The 16,343-nt window shown below is 69.3% G+C and carries 16 protein-coding genes and 1 pseudogene; 3 read left to right on the forward strand and 14 right to left on the reverse strand.

What is annotated here, in order from left to right; translation table 11 throughout:
* Positions 1–116: 116 nt before the first annotated feature.
* Both AB0435_RS20925 and AB0435_RS20930 read right to left on the reverse strand, forming a co-directional pair.
* Entirely contained in the window at positions 117–440 is a 324-nt protein-coding gene (locus tag AB0435_RS20925) for an STAS domain-containing protein (RefSeq protein WP_361527260.1), read from the reverse strand.
* 136 nt (positions 441–576) lie between these two features.
* On the reverse strand, positions 577–1,425 hold the full coding sequence (locus AB0435_RS20930; RefSeq protein ID WP_366003366.1) for a 3-hydroxyacyl-CoA dehydrogenase family protein: 849 nt from the start codon (positions 1,423–1,425) through the stop codon (positions 577–579).
* Between the two features lie 283 nt (positions 1,426–1,708).
* On the opposite strand from AB0435_RS20930, the gene AB0435_RS20935 reads away from it, so the two are divergent.
* Positions 1,709–2,281 (forward strand): cob(I)yrinic acid a,c-diamide adenosyltransferase, encoded by a 573-nt coding sequence (locus tag AB0435_RS20935; protein WP_366003364.1) that lies wholly within the window; start codon positions 1,709–1,711, stop codon positions 2,279–2,281.
* 82 nt (positions 2,282–2,363) lie between these two features.
* On the opposite strand, the gene AB0435_RS20940 is transcribed toward AB0435_RS20935, so the two are convergent.
* Positions 2,364–2,909: a hypothetical protein gene (locus AB0435_RS20940; protein ID WP_366427646.1), complete on the reverse strand. Its 546-nt coding sequence runs from the start codon at positions 2,907–2,909 to the stop codon at positions 2,364–2,366.
* 809 nt (positions 2,910–3,718) lie between these two features.
* On the opposite strand from AB0435_RS20940, the pseudogene AB0435_RS20945 reads away from it, so the two are divergent.
* Positions 3,719–4,066, forward strand: a pseudogene (locus tag AB0435_RS20945) (response regulator transcription factor); the annotation flags it as partial.
* Positions 4,067–4,205: 139 nt separating this feature from the next.
* Positions 4,206–6,263: a glycoside hydrolase family 18 chitinase gene (locus tag AB0435_RS20950; protein ID WP_366003358.1), complete on the forward strand. Its 2,058-nt coding sequence runs from the start codon at positions 4,206–4,208 to the stop codon at positions 6,261–6,263.
* Positions 6,264–6,284: 21 nt separating this feature from the next.
* Here the strand turns inward: AB0435_RS20950 and AB0435_RS20955 are convergent, their stop codons facing one another.
* The 11 genes from AB0435_RS20955 to AB0435_RS21005 form a co-directional block, all read right to left on the reverse strand.
* Positions 6,285–6,731, reverse strand: a complete 447-nt coding sequence (locus AB0435_RS20955) for a DUF2550 domain-containing protein (RefSeq protein WP_366003357.1) — start codon at positions 6,729–6,731, stop codon at positions 6,285–6,287.
* Between the two features lie 118 nt (positions 6,732–6,849).
* A complete protein-coding gene (locus AB0435_RS20960; RefSeq protein WP_366003356.1) occupies positions 6,850–7,224 on the reverse strand; it encodes a F0F1 ATP synthase subunit epsilon in 375 nt (124 codons plus the stop codon).
* A gap of 111 nt (positions 7,225–7,335) precedes the next feature.
* On the reverse strand, positions 7,336–8,778 hold the full coding sequence (gene atpD / locus AB0435_RS20965; protein WP_366003355.1) for a F0F1 ATP synthase subunit beta: 1,443 nt from the start codon (positions 8,776–8,778) through the stop codon (positions 7,336–7,338).
* Positions 8,779–8,783: 5 nt separating this feature from the next.
* Entirely contained in the window at positions 8,784–9,701 is a 918-nt protein-coding gene (locus AB0435_RS20970) for a F0F1 ATP synthase subunit gamma (protein ID WP_366003354.1), read from the reverse strand.
* A 23-nt stretch (positions 9,702–9,724) separates the two neighbouring features.
* Positions 9,725–11,317 (reverse strand): F0F1 ATP synthase subunit alpha, encoded by a 1,593-nt coding sequence (gene atpA, locus AB0435_RS20975; RefSeq protein ID WP_366003353.1) that lies wholly within the window; start codon positions 11,315–11,317, stop codon positions 9,725–9,727.
* Positions 11,318–11,457: 140 nt separating this feature from the next.
* Entirely contained in the window at positions 11,458–12,273 is an 816-nt protein-coding gene (locus AB0435_RS20980) for a F0F1 ATP synthase subunit delta (RefSeq protein ID WP_366427647.1), read from the reverse strand.
* Positions 12,270–12,824, reverse strand: coding sequence for a F0F1 ATP synthase subunit B (locus AB0435_RS20985; RefSeq protein WP_366003382.1), 555 nt, complete (start codon positions 12,822–12,824; stop codon positions 12,270–12,272). The genes AB0435_RS20980 and AB0435_RS20985 overlap by 4 nt, the downstream gene beginning before the upstream one ends.
* A gap of 57 nt (positions 12,825–12,881) precedes the next feature.
* On the reverse strand, positions 12,882–13,133 hold the full coding sequence (gene atpE, locus AB0435_RS20990; RefSeq protein WP_087926250.1) for an ATP synthase F0 subunit C: 252 nt from the start codon (positions 13,131–13,133) through the stop codon (positions 12,882–12,884).
* Between the two features lie 76 nt (positions 13,134–13,209).
* A complete protein-coding gene (gene atpB, locus AB0435_RS20995; RefSeq protein ID WP_301892291.1) occupies positions 13,210–14,019 on the reverse strand; it encodes a F0F1 ATP synthase subunit A in 810 nt (269 codons plus the stop codon).
* Between the two features lie 264 nt (positions 14,020–14,283).
* Entirely contained in the window at positions 14,284–14,721 is a 438-nt protein-coding gene (locus AB0435_RS21000; protein ID WP_366003351.1) for a hypothetical protein, read from the reverse strand.
* A gap of 252 nt (positions 14,722–14,973) precedes the next feature.
* Positions 14,974–16,299, reverse strand: a complete 1,326-nt coding sequence (locus AB0435_RS21005; RefSeq protein ID WP_366003350.1) for an MraY family glycosyltransferase — start codon at positions 16,297–16,299, stop codon at positions 14,974–14,976.
* Between the last annotated feature and the right edge of the window lie 44 nt (positions 16,300–16,343).

The raw sequence follows: 16,343 nt of genomic DNA on the forward strand, positions 1-16,343 counted from the left end.
ATGAGGGTGAAGGGACGAAGCGGACGAAAGACGGAGCGGGGCACGGACGCCCCAACAGCCCCGGGCCTGGGCCTTCCCCGCAATTCCCCGCAAGCCTCCGACGCCGCGCGCGCCGGTCACACTCCGGGCAGGGACTCGGCCTCGATGCCGCCCTCGATGGCGAGGATGCGGTGCAGGCGGGTGGCGACCAGCAGCCGCTGCATCCGGTCGGGCACTCCGCGCAGGACCAGCCGCCGGCCGGTGCGGCCGGCGCGGCGGTGGGCGCCCATGATGACGCCCAGCCCCGTCGCGTCCCAGGAGTCCAGCTCGGTGAGGTCGAGCACGAGGTCACCGCGGCCCGCGTCGAGCGCGGAGTGCAGGACCGTACGGGCGTCCGCCGCGCTGCGGACGTCGAGGCGCCCCCCGACGACCAGTTCGGCGTGGTCGCCCCTGATGTGCATATGCGCTCCCGGGAGTGGTGCGTGATGTGGATGAGGTCCTAAAGAACTGACTGCCTTTCACACGACAAGGTTGCCGCTTGCTGGCCAACCGATACCTAATTCACCCTGGCGGGTGAGGCAGATAGCGGAGACAGCGTCAGTGCTGGTAAAAGCCCTGGCCGCTCTTGCGGCCGAGGTCCCCCGCGTCGACCATGCGGCGCATGATCTCCGGCGGCGCGAACTTCTCGTCCTGGCACTCGGCGTAGATGTTCCCGGTGGCGTGCGTCAGGATGTCCACGCCGGTGAGGTCGGCGGTGGCCAGCGGGCCCATCGCGTGGCCGAAGCCCAGCTTGCACGCGATGTCGATGTCCTCGGCGGTGGCCACGCCCGATTCGTAGAGCTTCGCCGCCTCGACGACGAGCGCCGAGATGAGGCGGGTGGTGACGAAGCCCGCGACGTCGCGGTTGACGACGATGCACGTCTTGCCGACGCCCTCCGCGAACTCCCGGGCGGTGGCGAGGGTTTCGTCGCCGGTCTTGTGGCCGCGGACCAGCTCGCAGAGCTGCATCATCGGCACCGGCGAGAAGAAGTGCGTGCCGACGACCCGCTCGGGCCGCCGCGTGGCGGCCGCGATCTTGGTGATCGGGATGGCGGAGGTGTTGGAGGCGAGGACCGTATCGTCCTTCACCAGCCCGTCCAGGGTGCGGAAGATGTCCCGCTTGGTGTCGACGTCCTCGAAGACGGCCTCGACGACGATGTCGGCGTCCGCGGCACCGTCGAGGTCGGTGGTGGTGGTGATCCGGGCCAGCGCCCGCTCGGCCGCGTCCGCGTCGAGCTTGCCCTTGGAGACGAACTTGTCGTAGGAGGACTTGATGCCGTCCGTGCCCCGGCGCAGCGCCGCGTCGGTGACGTCCCGAAGCACGACGTCCCAGCCGGCCTGGGCGGAGACCTGCGCGATCCCCGACCCCATCAGTCCGGCACCGATGACGGCGAGCTTCTTGGCCACGGCTGTCCCCTTACTCCCTGTGCACAACGCTGTTCTGTTCCGTACGCACTCTCTCGGGCGGACATTAGCGCCCATGGGGGCGGCTTTGGGAGGTTAGAGATGCGCGTCACGTCCCACATGACGGACATCACACCGAGACGGCTACCAGCCGCGCCCCACGCACCAGTTGAGTATCTCCAGCATCAGTGTTCACAGTTGCAGGTCGCGCGGGCGGTACGCGAAACCGGTGCGTCCGGCGGCCGGGAACCCCCGGCGCGGCCGCCGCACGGCCTACGCTCCTCCCATGGTCAATCTGACGCGTATCTACACCCGCACCGGCGACAGCGGCACCACCGCCCTCGGTGACATGAGCCGCACCGTGAAGACCGACACCCGCATCGCCGCCTACGCCGACGCCAACGAGGCCAACGCCGCCATCGGCGTCGCGATCGCGCTCGGGCAGCTGCCGGAGGAGGTCGTCAAGGTGCTCGTCCGCATCCAGAACGACCTCTTCGACGTGGGCGCGGACCTCGCGACCCCGGTCGCGGAGAACCCCAAGTACCCCCCGCTGCGCGTCGAGCAGTCGTACGTCGACAAGCTGGAGGCGGACTGCGACCACTTCCTGGAGGGCCTGGAGAAGCTCCGCAGCTTCATCCTCCCCGGCGGCACCCCGGGCGCGGCCCTGCTGCACCAGGCGTGCACGGTGGTACGCCGCGCGGAACGCTCCACCTGGGCGGCGATGGAGCTGCACACCGACATCATGAACCCGCTGGCGGCGACCTACCTCAACCGCCTCTCCGACCTGCTCTTCATTTTGGCGCGGACGGCGAACAAGGAGGTCGGGGACATCCTCTGGGTGCCGGGCGAGAACCGGTGAAGTACGGCGCGGAACCGGGCCCCGCCAGGGGCGCGGGGAACTGCGCGCCAAGCCCCCACCGGCCTGCGGCTGCCGGACGGACTCAGCCGTCCTGCCCCTTGGGCTGTTTCGGCCAGATCGTATAGCTCACCGCGATGACCAGATTGATCCCGATCACCAGGAGCATCTTCGTCTGCCAGTCCCGCAGCGAGCTGGTGTCGCCCGAGTCGCCGACGTACCAGACCGCCGCCTGAAGCAGCCCCGCCGCGACGGCCGCCGCGAGGCACCAGCGGCCCGCCGTCCGCCATTCGTGCACCGTGCGCGCCCGCCCGTACTCCGGCTTCGCCGGCGGCGGCGGGCCGCCCGCGAAGCGGTGCGCGAAGCGCTGGTCGGCCCAGGTGATCGTGGAGTGGCCGAGGCCCACCGAGAAGCCGATGCAGACCGCCGCCAGGCCGTGCTTCCAGTCGGCCTGGGCACCGTTCTTCAGATCGACCGCGGTCGCGACCAGCAGGATCAGCTCCAGCACCGGTTCCAGCAGCAGCACCGCGAGGCCCGCGCGCGGCATCCGGGCCAGATAGCGCAGGCTCAGCCCGCCGGCCAGCAGCACCCAGAAGCCGGCCTCGCACACGATGATCAACGACACGATCACGGGGGTTCTCCCTTCCCTCCCCACCAGCGTCGCCCCCGCTCGCGCCCCTTTCCTCGTCGGCGGCGACGATCCTCCACTGCATCCTTCGATGTAGCGCCGCCGGCCCACGCCGCCCCGGCAGGGGGCGCCCGTACCCCCTCCGACGTGCTGTGATGGAGCCATGTCCCGTTCCCCCCGCGAAGAGGCGCTCATCGCCGCCGCCGGGCTGCTCGGCGGCGTGGCGCTGTACGCGCTGGGGCTGACCGGCTCGCCGGTGGCGGCGGTGCCCAAGCGGCTCGCGCTGGTGGCGCTGGCGGTCATGGCCGGTGCCGAACTGCTGCGCCGCAGGGCCCCGCTGACGGGCCTCGCCGTCGGGGTGGGCGCGCTGACGCTCGACGTGCTCTCGGGCAGCATCATGGCGAACGTCGCGATGTTCACCGACCTCGTCTACGCGGCGGTGCTGTACGGGCCCCCGGCCGCGTACCGCTTCATCCCGCGCGCCACCGAGGTGCTCACCGTCGTGGGGACGCTGCTGGCCGCCGCGATCGTCCGCTCCCCCTCCGCGCTGCTGGTCGGCATCGGCCTCGGCGTGATCACCATCACCCCCGCGTGGACGGGGGTGGGCGTCCGGGTGCACCGGGACGCCGCCCGGTCCGCCCGGCTGGAGGCCGAGCGGACCGCGCTGCTGGCCGAGTTGGACCGCCGGGAGGCGGTCGGCGCGGAGCGCGCCCGGATGGCACGCGAGCTGCACGACGTGGTGGCCGGGCACCTGTCCGCCATCGCGATCCACTCCACGGCCGCGCTGTCGATCGGCGACCCGAAGGCGTCCGGACAGCGAGGCCGCCGATCTGGTCGCGGCGGTGCGGACGGTGGCGCGGGGCGAGGGCCTGATCTCCCCGGCGGTGACGCGGCGGCTGATCGCGGAGTTCGCACGGCCCGCCTCCGTACGGCCGGGGGCGCCGGACCCGCGGATCCTGGAGCCGCTCACCCGCCGGGAGCGGGAGGTGCTGGCGTGTCTGGGCGAGGGGCTGTCCAACGCGGACATCGCGGTGCGCCTGACGATGGCGGAGGCGACGGTGAAGACCCATGTCAGCCGTCTGCTGGGCAAGTTGGAGCTGCGCAGCCGGGTGCAGGCGGCGGTCCTGGCGCGGGAACTGGGGCTGGTCCAGACCTCTTGACCATTGGTACGGACCTTTTTACTCTCCCCACCACAGCCGCGCGGAACGTGTCCGGATAGCGCACGCTCACCGGTCGCACCACGGCCCCCGCGCACCACCCCCCACACCCCCACCACAAGGCCCCACTCGAGGAGCTCCCTTGAGCACAGGATCCTCAACCCGCAGCAGACACCCCCTGTCCCGAGCCGTCGCGGCCTTCTCCGCGCTGCTCCTCCCGGCCGCCGCGCTCGTCGGCCTGGCCACCGCCCCCTCGCACGCGGACCCCGCCCCGAAGGCGGCCTCGCTCACCGCCGTCTTCGCCAAGACATCGGACTGGGGCACGGGCTTCCAGGGCGAGTGGACGGTCAAGAACACCGGCACCACCGCCGTCAACGGCTGGACCGTGGAGTGGGACTTCCCCGCGACCACCACGGTCGGCTCCTTCTGGGACACCCTGCTCACCAGCTCGGGCACCCATGTCACGGCCAAGAACCGGGAGTACAACGGCGCCATCGCCCCCGGCGCCGCCGTCACCTTCGGCTTCGTCGCCACCGGCGACGGCGCCCCGGGCGGCTGCAGGATCAACGGCGGCGGCTGTGACGGCGGCACACCCCCGGGCGACAACCCGCCGTCCGCGCCCGGCACCCCGCAGGCGACGGCCGTCACGGACACCTCCGTCTCCCTGAAGTGGCCGGCGGCCACGGACGACAAGGGCATCAAGAACTACGACGTGTACCGCGGCACGGCCAAGGTCACCACCGTCGCCAAGCTCGCGTACACCGACACGGGCCTGACGCCGGGCACCGACTACACCTACACCGTCGTCGCCCGCGACACCGCGGACCAGACCGGCAAGGCGAGCCCGCCGCTGACCGTGCGCACCACCGGCGGCGGCACGAAGCCACCGGCCGGCGACTACGCCAAGGTCGGCTACTTCGTGCAGTGGGGCATCTACGGGCGCGCGTACACCGTGAAGTCGCTGGAGGACTCCGGCGCGGCCGCGAAGCTCACGCACCTCAACTACGCCTTCTCCAACATCGACCCGAACAACCTCACCTGTCTCAACGGCGTCACCAAGGCCACCTCGTCCAACCCCGAGGACCCCAGCCAGGGCGACGGCGCGGGCGACTCCTGGGCGGACTACGAGAAGGGGTTCGCGGCCGGTGAGTCCGTCGACGGCGTCGGGGACACCTGGGACCAGCCGCTGGCGGGCAACTTCAACCAGCTGAAGAAGCTCAAGGCCAAGCACCCCGACCTCAAGGTCATCATGTCGGTGGGCGGCTGGACCTACAGCAAGTACTTCTCCGACGTGGCCAGGACGGACGCGTCCCGGCAGAAGTTCGTGAAGTCCTGCATCGACATGTACATCAAGGGCAACCTGCCGGTCAGCAACGGGCGCGGCGGCGACGGCTCGGCGGCCGGCATCTTCGACGGCTTCGACATCGACTGGGAGTGGCCCGGCTCCGACGGCCACCCGGGCAACCACGTCTCGAAGGACGACAAGGCGAACAACACCCTGCTGTTCGCGGAGTTCCGCAAGCAGCTCGACGCGCTGTCCTCGACCACCGGGAAGAAGTACCTCGTCACCGCCTTCACCCCGGCGGACCCGGCCAAGATCGACGCGGGCTGGGACATCACCACCAAGGACGGCACGCCCAGCGTCTTCGACTACATGGACTACGCCAACGTCCAGGGCTACGACTTCCACGGCTCGGGCAGCGACAACAGCTGGGAACCCAACCTCACCGGGCACCAGGGCAACCTCTACACCGACCCCAAGGACCCGTACGCCACGAAGTTCAGCGTGGACAGGACCGTGCAGACCTACCTCGACGCGGGCGTCGACCCGCGCAAGGTGATGCTCGGCCTGGCGTTCTACGGGCGCGGCTGGCAGCAGGTCGCCGACGGCGGCGCGCACGGCGCGTGGCAGAAGGCGAACGGGGCGGCGCCGGGGCAGTTCCCCGAGGAGGCGGGGACGCGCGGCTACGCCAACCTGATCGCGTCCGTGCCGGACCTGACCGTCTACCACGACGAACAGGCCGTCGCCACGTACGGCTACACCGGTGACAACGGCCAGTGGTGGACCTTCGACGACGCCTGGTCCATCGGCCAGAAGGCCGCCTGGCTGCGCGGAAAGGGCCTGGGCGGCGTGATGATCTGGGAGATGTCGGGTGACACGGGACCGCTGATGACTGCCGTCAGCAGCGGTCTGAGCTGACCGCCGGCAAAGCGCCAAGCACTAAGCCACGTTGACGCGCTGCCCGGGAGGCGCCGCCTCCAGCCACGCCAGGAACCCGGTCAGCGCGTCCTCGCTCATGGCCAGTTCGAGCCGCGTCCCCTGATGGACACAGATCAGCACGACGGCGTCGGAGAGCAGCGCCAGCTCCTCGTCACCGAACGGCGCGCGCCGCTCCAGCACCTCGATCGACGCCCGCTCCAGCACGCGCCGCGGGCGCACCGCGTAGGAGAAGACCCGGAACCACTCGATCCGGTCACTGTTGTAGCGGGCGACGCCGTAGACCCACCCCTTGCCGTCCAGCGGGGCGTCCTCCGGGACGCTCCAGCGCAGACTGCAGTCGAAGGTGCCACCCGACCGCTGGATGAGCCGCCTGCGCAGCCCGAAGACAAAGAGCCCGATCAACACCAGCAAGACGACGATGCCGCTCACGAGCAGAGCGAGGACCATCTCCACCGACCTCCTCGCATCATCTAGAGCAACCGCACCTGTATTGCCTCAGCCGCGGACCGCCCTGGAGTGATCCAGTGCGGTCCGCGGCTGAGGGACGATCTCTGTGGGTCGCGGGCTAGTGAACGCCCGTGACCGCACGCAGCCGGATGTCCGCGCGACGCTCGGCGGCCGCGTCGGCCTCCGACTGTGCACGCTCCAGCGCGCGCTCGGCGCGCTGGACATCGATCTCGTCGGCGAGCTCCGCCATCTCGGCGACGAGCGAGAGCTTGTCGTCCGCGAAGGAGATGAACCCACCGTGCACCGCGGCGATGACATTGCCGCCGGCGGTCTTGATGGTCACCGGGCCGGACTCCAGCACACCGAGCAGCGGCTGGTGGCCGGGCATGACGCCGATGTCACCCGATGTGGTACGCGCGATGACCAGAGTGGCCTCGCCGGACCAGACGCTTCGGTCCGCCGCGACCAGCTCGACGTGCAGCTCAGCAGCCAACGTGGCTCCTCGGGTCTGTCACCCGCCAGATCCGACGGGTGTTGGGTCAAAGAATAGGGGACGTGACGACCGGGGGCGGGATCGCCCCACCCCCGGCCGTGAGCACGGGGCTCAGGAGACGCCCAGCTCCTTGGCGTTGGCCTTCAGGTCCTCGATGCCACCGCACATGAAGAACGCCTGCTCGGGGAAGTGGTCGTACTCACCGTCGCAGATCGCGTTGAACGCGGCGATGGACTCGTCCAGCGGCACGTCCGAGCCGTCGACACCGGTGAACTGCTTCGCCACGTGGGTGTTCTGCGACAGGAAGCGCTCGACGCGACGGGCACGGTGGACGACGAGCTTGTCCTCCTCGCCCAGCTCGTCGATACCGAGGATCGCGATGATGTCCTGGAGATCCTTGTACTTCTGCAGGATCGTCTTGACGCGCATCGCGGCGTCGTAGTGCTCCCGCGCGATGTAGCGCGGGTCCAGGATGCGGGACGTCGAGTCCAGCGGGTCGACCGCCGGGTAGATGCCCTTCTCCGAGATCGGACGCGACAGCACGGTCGTCGCGTCGAGGTGCGCGAAGGTCGTGGCCGGGGCCGGGTCGGTCAGGTCGTCCGCGGGGACGTAGATCGCCTGCATCGAGGTGATCGAGTGACCGCGGGTCGAGGTGATGCGCTCCTGGAGCAGACCCATCTCGTCCGCCAGGTTCGGCTGGTAACCCACCGCGGACGGCATACGGCCGAGCAGGGTGGACACCTCGGAACCGGCCTGGGTGTAACGGAAGATGTTGTCGATGAAGAAGAGCACGTCCTGCTTCTGCACATCGCGGAAGTACTCCGCCATGGTCAGACCGGCCAGGGCGACGCGCAGACGGGTGCCCGGCGGCTCGTCCATCTGGCCGAAGACGAGCGCCGTCTTGTCGATGACGCCCGAGTCGGTCATTTCCTCGATGAGGTCGTTGCCCTCACGGGTGCGCTCACCGACACCGGCGAACACCGACACACCGTCGTGGTTGTTGGCCACGCGGTAGATCATTTCCTGGATCAGCACGGTCTTGCCGACACCGGCACCACCGAACAGACCGATCTTGCCGCCCTTGACGTACGGGGTCAGCAGGTCGATGACCTTGACGCCGGTCTCGAACATCTCGGTCTTCGACTCGAGCTGGTCGAAGCTGGGGGCCTTGCGGTGGATCGCCCAGCGCTCGGAGACCTCGGACTCGGCCTCCGGCTTGTTCAGGATCTCACCGAGGGTGTTGAACACCTTGCCCTTGGTGACGTCGCCGACGGGGACGGTGATGCCCGTGCCCGTGTCGGTGACGGCGGCCTGGCGGACCAGACCGTCGGTGGGCTGCATCGAGATGGCGCGGACCAGGCCCTCGCCCAGGTGCTGCGCGACCTCGAGGGTCAGCGTCTTGAGCTTGCCGTCCTCGGCCGGGTCGGCGACCTGGACGTGCAGCGCGTTGTAGATCTCCGGCATCGCGTCGACGGGGAACTCCACGTCGACGACCGGGCCGATGACCCGCGCGACGCGGCCGGTGGCCGTGGCGGTTTCAACAGTCGTGGTCATAGTGGTCAGTCACTCCCCGCGTTAGCGTCGGCCAGGGCACTGGAGCCACCGACGATCTCGCTGATTTCCTGGGTGATTTCGGCCTGTCGGGCCGCATTGGCAAGGCGCGACAGCGTCTTGATGAGTTCGCCGGCGTTGTCGGTCGCCGACTTCATCGCGCGGCGGCGGGCGGCGTGCTCGGAAGCGGCCGACTGCAGCAGCGCGTTGTAGATACGGCTCTCGACGTACCGCGGCAGCAGCGCGTCGAGGACGTCCTCCGCCGACGGCTCGAAGTCGAAGAGCGGAAGGATCTTGCCCTTCGCGGCCTCCTCGGGCTCCTCCGCCGCGTCGAGGGTGAGCGGCAGCAGCCGCTTCTCGACGGGCGACTGCGTCATCATCGAGACGAACTCGGTGAAGACGATGTGCAGCTCGTCGACGCCGCCCTCGGCCGTGTCCAGCTGGACCGCCTCGATCAGCGGACCCGCGACGCGCTTGGCGTCGGCGTACGTCGGGCTGTCGGTGAAGCCGGTCCACGACTCCGCCACCGGACGCTCCCGGAAGCCGTAGTACGCAACGCCCTTGCGGCCGATGATGTACGTGACGACGTCCTTGCCCTCCGAGCGCAGGCGCTCGGTGAGGCGGTCCGCGGCCTTGATGGCGTTGGAGGAGTAGCCGCCGGCCAGACCGCGATCGCTCGTGACGAGCAGGACCGCGGCCCGGACCGGGCGCTCGACCTCGGTGGTCAGCGCGTGCTTGGTGTTCGAACCGGTCGCAACCGCCGTCACCGCGCGGGTGAGTTCACTCGCGTACGGCGTCGATGCCGCCACCTGGCGCTGCGCCTTGACGATGCGCGAGGCGGCGATCATCTCCATCGCCTTGGTGATCTTCTTGGTCGCGGTGACGGAGCGGATGCGACGCTTGTAGACCCGGAGCTGGGCTCCCATGGATCAGGTCCCTTCCGTCGTCGTCACTTCGCGGAGCCGGCCGTGGCGTCGTCACCGAGAAGCTTGCCGTCCGAGGTCTCGAACTGCTTCTTGAAGGTGGCGATGGCGTCGGCGAGCGCCTGGAGGGTGTCGTCGGACATCTTGCCGCCCTCGACGATGCTGGTCATCAGGCCCTTGTGCTCGCGGCCCAGGTAGTCGAGCATCTCGCGCTCGAAGCGCTGGATGTCCTCGACCGGCACGTCGTCCATCTTGCCGGTGGTGCCGGCCCAGACGGAGACGACCTGGTCCTCGACCGAGTACGGGGCGTACTGGCCCTGCTTCAGCAGCTCGACCATGCGCTTGCCGCGCTCCAGCTGCGACTTCGAGGCCGCGTCCAGGTCGGAACCGAAGGCGGCGAACGCCTCCAGCTCGCGGTACTGGGCGAGGTCCACGCGAAGCCGGCCGGAGACCTGCTTCATGGCCTTGTGCTGGGCGGAGCCACCGACACGGGAGACCGAGATACCGACGTTCAGCGCCGGGCGCTGGCCCGCGTTGAAGAGGTCGGACTCCAGGAAGCACTGGCCGTCGGTGATGGAGATGACGTTGGTCGGGATGAACGCCGACACGTCGTTGGCCTTGGTCTCGACGATCGGCAGACCGGTCATCGAGCCGGCACCCATCTCGTCGGAGAGCTTGGCGCAGCGCTCCAGCAGACGCGAGTGCAGGTAGAAGACGTCGCCCGGGTACGCCTCACGGCCCGGCGGGCGGCGCAGCAGCAGGGAGACGGCGCGGTAGGCGTCGGCCTGCTTCGACAGGTCGTCGAAGACGATCAGGACGTGCTTGCCCTGGTACATCCAGTGCTGACCGATGGCCGAGCCGGTGTACGGGGCGAGGTACTTGAAGCCGGCCGGGTCGGACGCGGGAGCGGCGACGATCGTCGTGTACTCCAGGGCGCCCGCCTCCTCCAGCGCGCCGCGCACGGACGCGATGGTGGAGCCCTTCTGGCCGACGGCGACGTAGATGCAGCGGACCTGCTTCTTCGGGTCGCCGGAGCGCCAGTTGTCGCGCTGGTTGATGATCGTGTCGACGGCCAGCGCGGTCTTGCCGGTCTGGCGGTCGCCGATGATCAGCTGTCGCTGGCCACGGCCGATCGGCACCATCGCGTCGACGGCCTTGAGGCCGGTCTGCATCGGCTCGTGGACCGACTTGCGGACCATGACGCCCGGGGCCTGCAGCTCCAGGGCGCGGCGACCTTCGGTCGCGATCTCGCCGAGGCCGTCGATCGGGTTGCCCAGCGGGTCGACGACGCGGCCGAGGTAGCCCTCGCCCACCGCGACGGAGAGCACCTCACCGGTGCGCTGCACCGGCTGGCCCTCCTCGATGCCGCTGAACTCGCCGAGGACGACCGCACCGATCTCGCGCTCCTCGAGGTTGAGGGCGAGACCGAGGGTTCCGTCCTCGAACCGCAGCAGCTCGTTCGCCATGGCCGAGGGAAGACCCTCGACCTTAGCGATGCCGTCGCCGGCAACGCTGACCGTACCGACCTCCTCGCGCGAGGCCGCGTCCGGCTTGTACGCCTGGACAAAGTTCTCCAGCGCGTCCCGGATCTCCTCCGGCCGGATCGTGAGCTCCGCCATCTGGGTTCCCTGCTCTCCTTGTTGGGCCCGAAGTATTTCTTCTCCGGGGGCCGGTTTCCGCAGCGGTCGCGCTGCGGGCCCCCGGAGGACACCGTCGGCCCAACTCGGGCCGTCAGTCATGCTCTTGAGTTGGTGGCCGGTCAGCCGGCCATCCGCCGCTCCGCCTCGGCGAGGCGGTCGGCGATGCTGCCGTTGATGACCTCGTCGCCGATCCGCACCTGGACGCCACCGAGGATCTCGGGGTCGACGTCCATGTTGAGGTGGACCCGGCGCCCGTACAGCTTCGCCAGCGTGTCACCGAGGCGCTGCTTCTGCGCATCGCTCAGCGGCACCGCGGAGGTGACCACCGCGACCATCCGGTCCCGGCGGTCGGCGGCCAGCTTGGACAGGGCGTTCAGCCCTGCCTCCAGGCTACGACCACGCGGCTGTCCCACCAGGCGGACCACGAGCCGCTCGGTGACCGGGTTGGCCCGGCCGCCCAGCAGCTCGCTCACCAGTCCGGTCTTGGCCGTACGCCCGGCGACCTTGTCGGTCAGCGCGGAGCGCAGCTCGGGGCTGGCGCCCACGATCCGGCCGAAGCGGAACAGCTCGTCCTCGACGTCGTCCAGGACACCGGCCCGCTCGGCGGCGACGAGGTCGGCCGTCGCGGCCAGCTCCTCGAGCGCGTCCACCAGGTCGCGCGAGCGCGACCAGCGGGAGCGGACCGTGCCGGTCACCAGGTCGGCGGTCTCGCCGCCCACCTGGCCACCGATCAGGCGGCGCGCCAGCTCGGCCTTGGCCTCACCGGACTGCGCCGGGTCGGTCAGGACCCGACGCAGCGACACCTCGCGGTCGAGCAGCCCCGTCACGGCGGCCAGCTCCTCGGCGAGCTTCGCCGCGTCGACGGAGGTGTTGTCCGCCAGCGCGTCGAGGCGCTCCCGTGCGGAGGCCAGGGCCTCCCGGCTCGCTCCGCTCATCGGGTGGCCTCGACCTTCGTCACGTCGGCCGCCTTGACCTCGAGGTCGTCGAGGAAGCGGTCGATGGTGCGGCTCTGCCGGCCGGCGTCCACGAGGGACTCGGCGACGATCCTGCCGGCCAGGTCGGTGGCGAGCTTGCCCACGTCCTGGCGGAGCGAGGCCGAGGCGGCCTTGCGGTCGGCCTCGATCTGGGCGTGGCCGGCAGCGATGATCTCGTCGCGCTGACGCTGTCCCTCGGACCGCATCTCGGCGATCACCGCGACACCCTGCTCCTGCGCCTCCTGGCGCATCCGAGCGGCCTCGTGGCGGGCATCGGCGAGCTGGGCCCGGTAGTCCTCAAGGACCTGCTGGGCCTCGGCCTGGGCGGCCTCCGCCTTCTCCATACCGCCTTCGATGGCCGCGCGACGCTCCTCCAGCGTCTTGTTGATGACCGGGAGGAGCTTCTTGGCCAGGAAGATGAAGACGATGGCGAAGGCGATCAGACCGATGACGAGCTCGGGGATCGGCGGGAGAAGCGGGTTCTCCACCTCGCCCTCGGACGCCAACTGCATCAAGGCGTCTTTCACATCAATGCCTTCCGTCGAAAACTGTGGTCGTCAGGCTGCGGATCAGGCAGACGGGTAGACGAACGGCATGACCAGACCGATCAGGGCGAGCGCCTCACAGAAGGCGAAGCCGAGGATCTGGTTGGCGCGGATCAGGCCGGCGGCCTCGGGCTGACGGGCCAGCGCCTGGGTGCCGTTACCGAAGACGATGCCGACGCCGACGCCGGGGCCGATCGCGGCGAGGCCGTAGCCGATCGAGCCCAGGTTGCCCTTGATCTCGACACCAGCGGCGATGGTCTGGAGAGCAGCAGACATGCTCGTTCTTCCTTCTCTTTCACGGACCGGTGGGGGTTGGCCACCGGACGATTGTTGGTCTGGGGAGCGGGGGTGCTCAGTGGTGCTCGGCGAGCGCGCCCTGGACGTAGTTGGTGGCCAGCAGCACGAAGACGTACGCCTGGACGGCCTGGATGAAGAGCTCGAACGCGGTCATGACGACGGTCATCACGAACGAGACGCCGGCGTAGGCGAAGCCGATGCCGTTCATCAGGTACCAGCTGGCGATGGTGAACATCAGGATCAGCACGTGACCGGCGAACATGTTCGCGAAGAGTCGCACCGCGTGAGTGAAGGGCCGGACCAGGACGTTCGAGAAGAACTCGATGGTCATGGCGAGCGGCAGCACCGGGCCGAGGGACTTGTCGTAGCCGGTGATGTTCTTCAGACCGCCGACGAAGCCGTGCTTCTTGAAGGTCAGGTACATCCAGAGGACGTAGACGATCAGGGCGAGGGCCGCCGGGAAGGCGATGATCGACGTCACGGGGAACTGGGCGACCGGAATGATCGACCACAGGTTCATGATCCACACGAAGAAGAACAGCGAGACCATGAGGGGGACGTACTTCTCGCCCTCCTTCTTGCCGAGCGCCTCGTAGACGATGCCGCGGCGGACGAAGTCGTAACCCGCCTCACCGACCATCTGAAGCTTGCCGGGGACCACCTTGGCCCGGCCGAACGCCGCCCAGAAGAAACCGATGACGATGACCGTGGTGAGCACGGCCAGCAGCATGGGCTTGTTGAAGTCGTAGCCGCCGACAGTGAAGAGCGGTTCAAACAAGAACGAGTGGAGCCCTGGGGCTGGGAAGCCGCACCCATCGAAGATGTGGCAATCGGTCTCGAAGGCGAGCATCTGGTCAGCACTCACCGCGAGCTCCTTCAGCGTGGCGCATAGGTACGGCAACCTCGTTGTGTCGGCGCGGCGCACAGCCGCGGAACGGCACTGGACTGGTCTTGCGGATGGGGGGGCAGGTGATCGGCGCGGGGCCGGTCTGGGTATTCGGCATCAGCTGCATGGACTGCCGATTCCGTCCCGGGATTCTCGGGTGTTCAGCTGCCTGCGCCCACTGTGCCTCAGATGGCACCGGACGATAGCAGGTGAGCGCCGGCACCTTTATCGCGGCCCTACCGGTCACGTCGGGGACCCGGCGGGCGCGGACTTCTTCGCCTCGGCGGATTCCGGATCGACGTACAGGATCTTGGCCTTCAGGTAGGCACGGGTCTGCGCGGCGGTCCACACGAGGACCGCGCCGAGGAGCGCGAAGGCGAAGGCCCGGGTGTTGAAGAGCGTGGTGTCCCGGAAGATCGCCAACACGACGGCGGAGATCAGGAACTGCGTCACGTAGAGCACCAGTCCCATGGCCTGAAACAGGTGCGGGAAGGACTTGGCGGTGCGCTGGAGAACGTAGAGGCCCAAGGCCATGACGCCGCCCGCGACCAACGTGCCGACGGCGGCGCCGACCGCGCCCTTGCCACCGGCCAGCACACCGCTGACGACGACTGCGACAACGCCCGCGACGGCGGTCGGGACGGCGCACTGCAGGAGTGTTCGGGCGTCGTTGGACTGCATGAAGGGTTTCTCCGGCGAGAGGTCGGAAGCAACGATTCGTCGTGGACGAGCGTATCCCCGGGAGTGAGACATGACTCTCGACAAAGGACCGCCGCACTACGGTCCTTCGGCTCTAGCACCGGGTTTCGTGAACGGTATCACAAACTATTTGATGAGGTCTTTACCTACATCGTGTGCCGGACGTCACACGGACGTGTCAACCCGCTGGTCATTGGGCTGACGCGGCCGCATTTCCTCTGCTAATGCGGGCCTTCAGCGCTGATTGCTGATCTTCCTGACGTGATGGAAACGGGACCGGTCGCCGATGGCGGTCGCCCCGTGGATCCCCGCGGGCACGGGCTCGCGCTCCTCGGGGGCGGTCTCCTCCACGGTGGCCGCGCCCCGCGCGGCCGCCGCGCCCGCCAGGGCTCCCTTGCGCCGGTAGCGCGGCGGGACGAACGCCTCCGCCCAGCGCGGTGCACGCGGCTTGAAGCGCGGCAGCAGCAGGAGGACCAGGCCGACGGCGCTGAGCACCACGATCAGCAGGACGATCCAGACGCTCGCCGAGTGCACGGAGTAGGCCACCGTGCCGAAGCCGATGAGCGCCGACCAGAAGTACATGATCAGCACGGCGCGGCTGTGCGAGTGCCCCAGCTCCAGCAGCCGGTGGTGGAGGTGTCCGCGGTCCGCGGCGAAGGGCGACTGGCCGTTCCAGGTGCGCCGCACGATCGCCAGCAGCAGGTCGGCGACCGGCACGGCGATGACCGTCAGCGGGAGCAGCAGGGGGATGTAGACCGGCACCATCGCCTGCACGGCCTGCCGCTCGCCGCCGACCTGCTGGTAGAGCAGGTCCGGGTCGACCTGGCCGGTGATGGAGATCGCGCCCGCGGCCAGCACGAGGCCGATGAGCATGGAGCCGGAGTCGCCCATGAAGATGCGGGCGGGGTGCATGTTGTGCGGCAGGAAGCCCAGGCACATGCCCATCAGGACCGCGGCGAAGAGCGTCGCGGGCGCGGCCGCCTCGATGTTGTGCCCGAACCAGAGGCGGTAGGCGTAGAGGAAGAACGCCGCGGCGGCGATGCAGACCATGCCCGAGGCCAGGCCGTCCAGGCCGTCGACGAAGTTCACCGCGTTGATGGTGATCACGACGAGGGCGACCGTGAGGAGGGTGCCCTGCATGGAGGTGAGCGCGACCGTCCCCACGCCGGGGATCGGGATCCACAGGATCGTCAGACCCTGGAGCACCATCACACCGGCGGCGATCATCTGGCCGCCGAGCTTCACCAGGGCGTCGACGCCCCACTTGTCGTCCAGCACGCCGAGCAGCCAGATCAGCCCGGCGCCGGAGAGCAGGGCTCTGGGCTCGTTGCCGAGCTCGAAGACCTTCCCGAGGTTCGACAGGTGGGCGGCGACGAGCAGGCCCGCGCAGAGCCCGCCGAACATGGCGATGCCGCCGAGCCGCGGCGTGGGCTCACGGTGCACGTCGCGCGCGCGGATCTCCGGCATCGCGCCGGCGACGATCGCGAACTTCCGCACCGGTCCCGTCAGCAGATAGGTGACCGCCGCGGTGACGCACAGCGTCAGGAGGTATTCACGCACGGGCCGCCCCAGAGGTCGCGCTGGTCATCACAGCCCCACACCAT

Origin of the sequence: Streptomyces sp. NPDC051173 (assembly GCF_040689515.1) — a bacterium.
GTDB lineage: Bacteria > Actinomycetota > Actinomycetes > Streptomycetales > Streptomycetaceae > Streptomyces.

What these genes read in the sequence shown, in the direction of transcription:
- AB0435_RS20935 (WP_366003364.1), top strand. Translation starts at nt 1,709, where the DNA reads ATGGTCAATCTGACGCGTATCTACACCCGCACCGGCGACAGCGGCACC.
- AB0435_RS20970 (WP_366003354.1), bottom strand. Translation starts at nt 9,701, where the DNA reads ATGGGAGCCCAGCTCCGGGTCTACAAGCGTCGCATCCGCTCCGTCACC.
- AB0435_RS21000 (WP_366003351.1), bottom strand. Translation starts at nt 14,721, where the DNA reads ATGCAGTCCAACGACGCCCGAACACTCCTGCAGTGCGCCGTCCCGACC.
- atpD (WP_366003355.1), bottom strand. Translation starts at nt 8,778, where the DNA reads ATGACCACGACTGTTGAAACCGCCACGGCCACCGGCCGCGTCGCGCGG.
- AB0435_RS20985 (WP_366003382.1), bottom strand. Translation starts at nt 12,824, where the DNA reads ATGCAGTTGGCGTCCGAGGGCGAGGTGGAGAACCCGCTTCTCCCGCCG.
- AB0435_RS20925 (WP_361527260.1), bottom strand. Translation starts at nt 440, where the DNA reads ATGCACATCAGGGGCGACCACGCCGAACTGGTCGTCGGGGGGCGCCTC.
- atpA (WP_366003353.1), bottom strand. Translation starts at nt 11,317, where the DNA reads ATGGCGGAGCTCACGATCCGGCCGGAGGAGATCCGGGACGCGCTGGAG.
- atpE (WP_087926250.1), bottom strand. Translation starts at nt 13,133, where the DNA reads ATGTCTGCTGCTCTCCAGACCATCGCCGCTGGTGTCGAGATCAAGGGC.
- AB0435_RS20980 (WP_366427647.1), bottom strand. Translation starts at nt 12,273, where the DNA reads ATGAGCGGAGCGAGCCGGGAGGCCCTGGCCTCCGCACGGGAGCGCCTC.
- AB0435_RS20955 (WP_366003357.1), bottom strand. Translation starts at nt 6,731, where the DNA reads ATGGTCCTCGCTCTGCTCGTGAGCGGCATCGTCGTCTTGCTGGTGTTG.